The following is a 7,623-nucleotide window of genomic DNA, read 5'->3' as shown; positions in this document are numbered from 1 at the left end:
AGTTCAGCACCTGCAGGTATCGCTCCTTGCTGAAGGCGCCGTTTTCCTGGAATGCCGGTACCGCGGCGATCGCTGCGACCAGTTCCTTCTGCGTCACGCTGAGGTCCATCCGCTCCGCTTCCTCGATCAGCAGGGTCTGCTCGATCAGGCTGTCGAGAGCTTGCTGTTGCAGACGCAGCTGTTTCTCCAGTTCGGGGGTGAACTGCTCCCGGTAGACGTTCTGGTAGAGTCGGTAGAGATTGTTGTAAGCAGACTGGTACGCATCGAAGCCGACCCGGGTCTTGTTCACGGTGACTGCCACGGTCGAATCCTGCTGGTCGCCGTCGGACCCCTTGCCCCAGACGAGAAATATCGTCCCGACGAAAGTGGCAATGATGGCCCAGAAAACTACCTTGATGATAATCGATTTCTGCTTTTTCCGGATCAGATCCAACATCGATAAGCCTCTCCTTTGGCGTGTTGGCGCAGCTCTTGAGAACAGTGCCGCATGTTAGACAATCAGGGGGGCAATTGCAATACCTTTTCCTTTTAGTTCTTGAAAAACAACGGGGTTTTTGCTAATGTGCCCACTATTTTCACGTGAGGGGAAAATCCCCTTGCAACGGGGTGAAAGGAGCCCTTCCAGACATGTTCAATCTATTCGACGCCATCTTCGGGATGTTTTCCAACGACCTGGCCATCGACTTGGGGACAGCCAATACCCTGGTCTATCTGAAGGGGAAGGGGATCGTGGTCAGCGAGCCCTCGGTGGTCGCGGTACAGAAGGACGCCATGGGCCAGAAGAAGGTCCTGGCGGTCGGCATGGAGGCCAAGAAAATGCTCGGGCGGACTCCGGGCAGTATCGTCGCCATCCGGCCGATGAAGGACGGAGTCATCGCCGACTTCGACATCACCGAGGAAATGCTGCGCTATTTCATCAGGAAGGTCCACAACCGCAAGACCCTGATACGGCCCCGCATCGTCATTTGCGTCCCCTCGGGAATCACCCAGGTGGAGAAGCGGGCGGTAAAGGAGTCGGCCGAGTCGGCCGGTGCCCGGGAAGTCTATCTGATCGAGGAACCGATGGCCGCTGCCATCGGCGCCGGTCTGCCGATCACCGAAGCCTCCGGCAACATGATCGTCGACATCGGCGGCGGCACGACCGAGGTGGCGGTCATCTCCCTGGCCGGTATCGTCTACGCCAAGAGTGTGCGGGTTGGCGGCGACAAGCTGGACGAGGCGATTGTGCAGTACATGAAACGCAAGTACAACCTGCTGATCGGCGAACGGACTGCCGAGCAGATCAAGATCGAGATCGGCAGCGCCTACCCCTATCCGGGGGGCGACGTGCGGACGATGGAGGTCAAGGGACGCGATCTGGTCTCCGGCATTCCCAAGACCCTGGAAATCGATTCCGATGAGATTCGTGACGCGATTGCCGAGTCGGTCAACGCCATCGTCGAGGCGGTGCGCATCGCCCTGGAGCGCACGCCGCCCGAACTGGCGGCCGATATAGTCGACAAGGGGATCGTGCTGGCCGGCGGCGGCGCCTGCCTGGCGAACCTCGATGCCCTGCTGCGCGAGGAGACCGGCCTGCCGGTGGTTATCGCCGAGGACCCGCTCTCTTGCGTCGTACTCGGCTCCGGCAAGGTGCTGGACGAACTCGACCTGCTCAAGCGGGTAACCATTTCTTCCTAGGGCCGGCGGGTTTTCTCCTCATGGGGGGTAGCAGCGGCCTGTGGTTTTATTCTATAATCCGAAATCGGAAACAGGACGGGAGGGCCGCGGGCCCTCCCTTTTTTCGCCGGTGCCGGGAAGCAACGGATGCTTGAACTGCTGCGAAAATACAGGACGCCCCTGCTGGCAGGATGCCTCATCCTGGCCGCTCTGCTGCTTTATTCGGCTCAGCTGCGACAAAGGGAAACCACCAACGTCTTCGAGAGGACCGTGCTCGGGCTCACCGCTCCGGTGCAGGGCGGGATGGATATCCTCGCCGACGGCGTGGCCGGGGTCTGGAACCGCTTCCTTGGAATATTCGGCAACTCTCCGGAGGTCCTCCGGCTGTCGGCGGAGAACCGTCGACTGCGCTCCGAACTGGTGCAACTCACCGAGGTCCGCCTGGAGAACGAGCGCCTGAGCCGGCTGCTCGCCTTTCGTGAGGAGACTGAGAGCCAGGCGGTCCCGGCGCGGGTGATTGCCGAGGACGCTTCCAGCTGGTTTCGTACCGTGCTCATCGATCGCGGCCGCCAGGACGGGGTGCATGAGGGGATGCCGGTGGTGGTGGCCGAGGGAGTGGTCGGCCGGGTCATCAAGAGCGCCGCCAGCGAGTCCAAAGTACTCCTCGCCACTGATGGTTCCTCGGCGATTGCCGGACTGGTCCAGCGTACCCGTGCCCGGGGGATCTGTCGGGGGCAGGGGAATCTGCTGAGCTTCGATTTTGCCATGCATTGGGAAGAGATCGAGGAAGGGGACCTGATCGTCACCTCGGGGGCAGGCGGGGTCTTCCCCAAGGGATTGACCGTCGGCACGGTGAGCCGGGTAAGTCCGGGTGGTTTCGGTCTGTTCAGGAGCGTCGAAGTGACGCCGGCCGTCGATTTTTACCGGTTGGAGGAAGTCCTCGTCCTGCTCAAGGAGCGTCGATGACGCGGACGTTAGTCTATTTTCCTCTCGGGTTTATCTTTCTCGTTCTGCAGACGACCCTGCTGCCGCCCATGCTGCCACTGCATTTCAAGCCTGACCTGCTGCTGATTCTCGTCGTCTATCTCGGGCTTAACGAAGGCTATGTTCGCGGCGGCGCACTCTCCTATCTCCTCGGCTGCCTCCAGGATGTCTTCGCTGCCGGTTATCCCGGCCTCCATGGCCTCGCCCTGTTGTGCACTTTTCTGGCTGTGCGCGGCGCGGCCGCCCGGCTTAATACCGAAAGCCCGGTACTTCTGCTGCTGCTGGTTTCGGCCGGCACCCTGCTGCAGGCCGCCCTGGTTCTCTTTGCTCTCGGTTTTTTTGCCGAGGCTGGTGCCCTCTGGATGATTATCCTCAAAGGGATACTGCCGCAGCTCCTGCTCAATCTGCTGGCGGCCTGTCTTCTGCTCAGGGCAGCAGCATGGCTGCAACGTCGCTTCGCCCCGCGCTCCAGGGTCCCGGGGCTGCGCGGTGTGGGTCGTCACTATGGGTCTTAATTCTGGCTGGGCGGAGCTCCCCGGCCTCAAAAACCGATTTATTTTCTTCTCACTGGCTGCCGCGGCGATTTTTCTGCTGCTTGCCCTGCGCCTCTGGTACCTGCAGGTGATAGCGGCCGAGCATTACCTCTCCCTGTCGGAAAAAAACCGCATCCGTTACGTCCCTATTGCCGCTCCCCGCGGGCCGGTCTACGACCGCAACGGTGACCTGCTGGTCGACAACCGTCCGGCTTTCGGCGTTTCGGTTCTCCCATCCGAGGTGGAAGAGAAGGCGAGGCTGCTTGACCGACTTGCCCCCTATCTCGGCGTCGAACCGGCGGAGTTGGCCAAGCGCTGGGAAAAGGGGATGCGTTACTCCCGCTACCGGCCGATCCCGCTGGCTGAGGATGTCGGACGGGAGGTGATGGAAGTCATCCAGGAAAACGGCGTCTCCCTGCCTGGCGTCCTCACCGAGGTACGACCAGTGCGTTCCTACCCGTACGGCGAGACGGCGGCACATCTTTTCGGCTACCTGGGGGAAATCACCGAACGCGAAATCCAGGAAGAGGCCTACAGGGACTACCGACTCGGCGAATATGTCGGCAAGGTCGGGCTGGAAAAGACCCTGGAGTCCTTCCTGCATGGCCGGGAAGGCCAGCGCCGGGTCGAGGTGGACGTCAAGGGGCGCGAACTGCGACTGCTCAGGACCCTGGAGCCGGTACCGGGCAACCGGGTAATACTGACCCTGCAGCGTGACATGCAACAGGCCGCGGAGAAGGCCTTTGCCGATCAGGCCGGAGCCGCCGTGGCCCTCGATGTGCGTACCGGCGAGGTTCTTGCGTTGGTCAGCCGGCCGGGCTTCGACCCGGCACTTTTCGCCAGCGGCATCTCCGGTGAACAGTGGATCGGGCTGCTGCAGAATCCCCGCCACCCGCTGCAGAACAAGGCGATCCGCGGGCAGTATCCGCCCGGTTCGACCTTCAAGGTGGCGGTTGCCCTGGCGGCCCTCAGGGCCGGGGTTGCCACGCCCGCGACCAGCGTCAATTGCGAGGGGAAGGTTACCATCGGCAATCGGGAATTCCGCTGCTGGAAAAGAGAGGGGCACGGGGTGACCGATTTGAAGAAAGCCCTCAAGGAGAGCTGCGACGTCTGGTTCTACAAGGTCGGCATCGACCTGGGCATCGATCGGATGTCGGCAACGGTCCGGGAGCTTGGGCTGGGTGAGACGCTCGGTCTGGGGCTCGACGGAGAGAAAGGGGGACTCATTCCCGACCGGGCCTGGAAGCGCCGGCGCTTCGGCGCAGGGTGGTACGACGGGGAGACGGCGATTGCCGCCATCGGCCAGGGTTACGTGTTGACGACCCCTCTGCAACTTGCCACCATGACAGCAGCGGTGGTCAACGGCGGCAAGGTACTGCGGCCGCATGTCGTCAAGCGGATCGAAGACCCTGCGGGCCAGATTCTGTTCGAGACGGCGCCGGAGGTCCTCCATTCGGCGGCACTGCCGGAAGCGGCGCTGCGGACGGTGCGCCGCGGCATGGAGGCGGTGGTGAACGAGCCTGGCGGGACCGCCTGGTCGAGTCGCCTGGAAGAGGTGCGCTTTGCCGGCAAGACCGGCACCTCACAGGTGGTCAAGCTCAAGGGCGATAGCGACCGGGGGCAGGATGCCATCTACCAGCACCGTGACCATGCCCTCTTCATCGCCTACGCGCCGGCCGACGACCCGCAACTGGCCGTAGCGGTAGTGGTGGAACACGGCGGCCACGGCGGCAGCGCCGCCGCGCCGGTCGCCCGGGCCATTTTTGCCAGCTATTTCGGGCTGGAACCGAAACCGGAGACCGCGGATGCGGCCGGCGACCCGGCTGCCGACCCGGCCATCGACCCGGCTGCCAGCGGAGATTGAGAAGATGTTCGACCGCCGACTTTTGACTCATTTTGACTGGATGCTGCTGCTGCTGATCTGTCTGATCGCCGCCATCGGCATGGTCAACCTCTACAGCGCTACTTCCTCCTGGGACCCCAGCGGTACCCCTGTCTATGTCAAACAGGCCTATTGGCTGGGCATCGGTCTGCTCATTGCTTTTACCGTCTGCTCCGTCGACTATCGGCATCTCGAATATCTCGGCTTCATCTTCTACGGCATCAATGTCGCACTGCTTCTGGTGGTGCTTGTGGCCGGCAAGACCACCATGGGGGCCACACGCTGGATAGATCTCGGGTTTTTCAACCTGCAGCCCTCCGAGGTCATGAAAATAGTCATCATCATCACCCTGGCCCGGCATTTCAGCGAAAAAGGGCATTCTTCCGGCCATACCCTGCGTGAACTTCTGGGACCTTTCCTGCTCATGGGAGTGCCGGTCCTCCTGATCATGAAGCAGCCCGACCTGGGTACGTCGATGCTCCTGCTGTTCATCGGTACCACCATCATTCTCTTTGCCGGTGTCCGCCGTTCGGCCCTGGCGGTGCTCGCCTTTTTCGGACTGGCCGGTGCCAGCGGGGGCTGGTTCCTTCTGCACGACTACCAGAAGGAGCGCATCCGTACTTTTCTCGATCCCGAACGGGATCCGCTCGGCTCCGGCTATCACATTATCCAGTCGAAGATTGCCGTGGGCAGCGGCGGTTTCTTCGGCAAGGGGTACATGCAGGGGACCCAGTCGCAGCTCTCCTTTCTGCCCGAGCGCCATACCGATTTCGCTTTTTCGGTTTTCGCCGAAGAATGGGGGTTCGTCGCCTGCCTGCTGCTGCTGCTGCTCTACCTGCTGGTCATTTTCGTGGGAATCTACATCGCCCGGCGCGCCACCGACCGCTTCGGCATGTACCTCGCCCTGGGGGTGGTCGCTCTGCTCTTCTGGCACATCATTGTCAACCTGGGGATGGTGATCGGCCTGCTGCCGGTGGTAGGTGTGCCCCTGCCGCTCTTTTCCTACGGTGGAACGAGCATGGTTACCACCATGATCGGTGTGGGGCTGCTGCTCAACGTCGGCATGCGCAGGTTTATGTTTTAGAGGCAGGCCCGAGGCCCGAGGAAAAGCTGAAACCCATCGCCTCGCATTCTCCCTTGCCCCTTGCCCCTCGCCTTTTGCCTCGTGCCTTTTGCCTCGCGCCTCGCGCCTTTCTGCTATACTTCTGCCAACTCTTGCGAACGGGAGGGCGTCATGCATGAGGCCATGTTCTGGGCGAAGGCGGAAGGGGGCAAGGTGCGTTGTTCTCTCTGCCGGTTCCGCTGCCTGATCGCCGAGGGGCAGCGAGGGATCTGCGGGGTCCGGGAAAATACGGACGGCGTTCTCTACACCCTGGTCTACGGCAGAAGCATCGCCGAGCAGATCGATCCCATCGAGAAGAAACCCCTCTTCCATTACCACCCCGGCTCGACCAGCTTTTCCATCGCCACGGCCGGCTGCAACTTCCGCTGTCTGCACTGTCAGAACTACGAGATTTCCCAACTCCCCCGCGTTCGCCGGGAGATTCCCGGCAGGGATCTGCCATCGGCCGAGATCGTCCGCCGGGCCGTGGCAGCCGGTTGCCGCAGCATCTCCTACACCTATACCGAACCGACCATCTTCTACGAGTACGCATTCGACACCGCCGTTCTTGCCCGCCAGGCCGGTCTCGGGAACGTTTTCGTCACCAACGGCTACATCACCCCGGAGGCGCTGGAGAATATCGCCCCCTATCTCGACGCAGCCAACATCGACCTCAAGGGGTTTTCGGAAAAGTTCTACCGCGAGGTCGCCGGCGCCACCCTGGCCGGGGTGCTCGATTCCCTGAAGGTCTACAAACGGCTGGGAATCTGGATCGAGGTCACCACGCTCATCATCCCGGGCCACAACGACGACGAGGCCGATCTCAAGGGGATTGCCCGCTTCATTGCCGAGGAGTTGGGGCGCGAGACGCCTTGGCACGTCACGGCCTTCTATCCCACCTACAAGCTTCTTGACCGGCCGCCGACACCCGTCTCAACCCTGCGCCGGGCCAGACAGATCGGTCTCAAAGCCGGGCTGCGCCATGTTTACGAGGGGAACATTCCCGGCGAAGGAGGGGAGAACACCCTTTGTTCCGCCTGCCGGCGTACGGTGATCGAAAGGCGCGGTTTTCGTCTGGGAACCGTCTCGGTGCGGGATGGCCGGTGCGGTTTCTGCGGTGTTCCCCTCGACGGGGTCTGGTGATGGAGAAGGGAGGGGGTCTGATGGGAGGAAATCGGCCCGGGGCGAGGGAGGCAGTGGCCGATTCGTTTAACCTGTGTCTGCCCGAATGGCTGAAAGACTTTGCCGCCGAGGCGGCCAGGGCCAGCTATCCGGACGTCCGGGAACGCATGGGTCTGGCCATCGACCTGGCGCGGCGCAATGTCTCAGCAGGGACGGGGGGGCCCTTCGGTGCCGCCGTCTTCGAGACGGAAAACGGCCGCCTGCTTGCCGTCGGCGTCAATCTGGTCGTTGCCGCCCGCTGCTCCATCCTGCATGCCGAGGTGGTGGCGCTGATGCTCGCTCAG

General features: G+C 62.3%; 8 protein-coding genes. 7 read left to right on the top strand and 1 reads right to left on the bottom strand.

Annotated features, from left to right (window positions below):
* The coding region (locus VD811_08150) for a SurA N-terminal domain-containing protein (GenBank protein HXV20942.1) at positions 1 to 436 on the bottom strand (436 nt) is incomplete at its 3' end.
* A gap of 191 nt (positions 437 to 627) precedes the next feature.
* Here VD811_08150 and VD811_08145 point away from each other — a divergent pair.
* The 7 genes from VD811_08145 to VD811_08115 all read left to right on the top strand — a co-directional run.
* The gene (locus tag VD811_08145; protein HXV20941.1) at positions 628 to 1,677 is read left to right on the top strand and encodes a rod shape-determining protein; all 1,050 of its coding nucleotides are present in this window, start codon (positions 628 to 630) and stop codon (positions 1,675 to 1,677) included.
* A 126-nt stretch (positions 1,678 to 1,803) separates the two neighbouring features.
* Entirely contained in the window at positions 1,804 to 2,622 is an 819-nt protein-coding gene (mreC, locus tag VD811_08140) for a rod shape-determining protein MreC (protein HXV20940.1), read from the top strand.
* Positions 2,619 to 3,155 carry a rod shape-determining protein MreD gene (mreD, locus tag VD811_08135; GenBank protein ID HXV20939.1) on the top strand — a complete coding sequence of 179 codons (537 nt, stop codon included), beginning with the start codon at positions 2,619 to 2,621 and terminating at the stop codon, positions 3,153 to 3,155. The genes mreC and mreD overlap by 4 nt, the downstream gene beginning before the upstream one ends.
* Positions 3,145 to 5,037: a penicillin-binding protein 2 gene (gene mrdA / locus VD811_08130; protein HXV20938.1), complete on the top strand. Its 1,893-nt coding sequence runs from the start codon at positions 3,145 to 3,147 to the stop codon at positions 5,035 to 5,037. Before mreD ends, mrdA begins: the two co-directional genes overlap by 11 nt.
* Positions 4,979 to 6,139, top strand: coding sequence for a rod shape-determining protein RodA (gene rodA, locus VD811_08125; GenBank protein HXV20937.1), 1,161 nt, complete (start codon positions 4,979 to 4,981; stop codon positions 6,137 to 6,139). The genes mrdA and rodA overlap by 59 nt, the downstream gene beginning before the upstream one ends.
* Before the next feature lie 150 nt (positions 6,140 to 6,289).
* Positions 6,290 to 7,300 carry an AmmeMemoRadiSam system radical SAM enzyme gene (gene amrS / locus VD811_08120; protein HXV20936.1) on the top strand — a complete coding sequence of 337 codons (1,011 nt, stop codon included), beginning with the start codon at positions 6,290 to 6,292 and terminating at the stop codon, positions 7,298 to 7,300.
* Between the two features lie 20 nt (positions 7,301 to 7,320).
* The coding region (locus VD811_08115) for a hypothetical protein (protein ID HXV20935.1) at positions 7,321 to 7,623 on the top strand (303 nt) is incomplete at its 3' end.

This window comes from Desulfuromonadales bacterium, from assembly GCA_035620395.1.
Lineage (GTDB): Bacteria > Desulfobacterota > Desulfuromonadia > Desulfuromonadales > DASPGW01 > DASPGW01.
The sequence above is the reverse complement of the archived record's forward strand: the minus strand, read 5'-3'. Positions and strand labels throughout refer to the sequence as shown.

Coding starts and splice junctions, on each gene's coding strand:
- VD811_08145 (HXV20941.1), top strand. CDS start 628: ATGTTCAATCTATTCGACGCCATCTTCGGGATGTTTTCCAACGACCTG.
- mreC (HXV20940.1), top strand. CDS start 1,804: ATGCTTGAACTGCTGCGAAAATACAGGACGCCCCTGCTGGCAGGATGC.
- mreD (HXV20939.1), top strand. CDS start 2,619: ATGACGCGGACGTTAGTCTATTTTCCTCTCGGGTTTATCTTTCTCGTT.
- mrdA (HXV20938.1), top strand. CDS start 3,145: ATGGGTCTTAATTCTGGCTGGGCGGAGCTCCCCGGCCTCAAAAACCGA.
- rodA (HXV20937.1), top strand. CDS start 4,979: ATGCGGCCGGCGACCCGGCTGCCGACCCGGCCATCGACCCGGCTGCCA.
- amrS (HXV20936.1), top strand. CDS start 6,290: ATGCATGAGGCCATGTTCTGGGCGAAGGCGGAAGGGGGCAAGGTGCGT.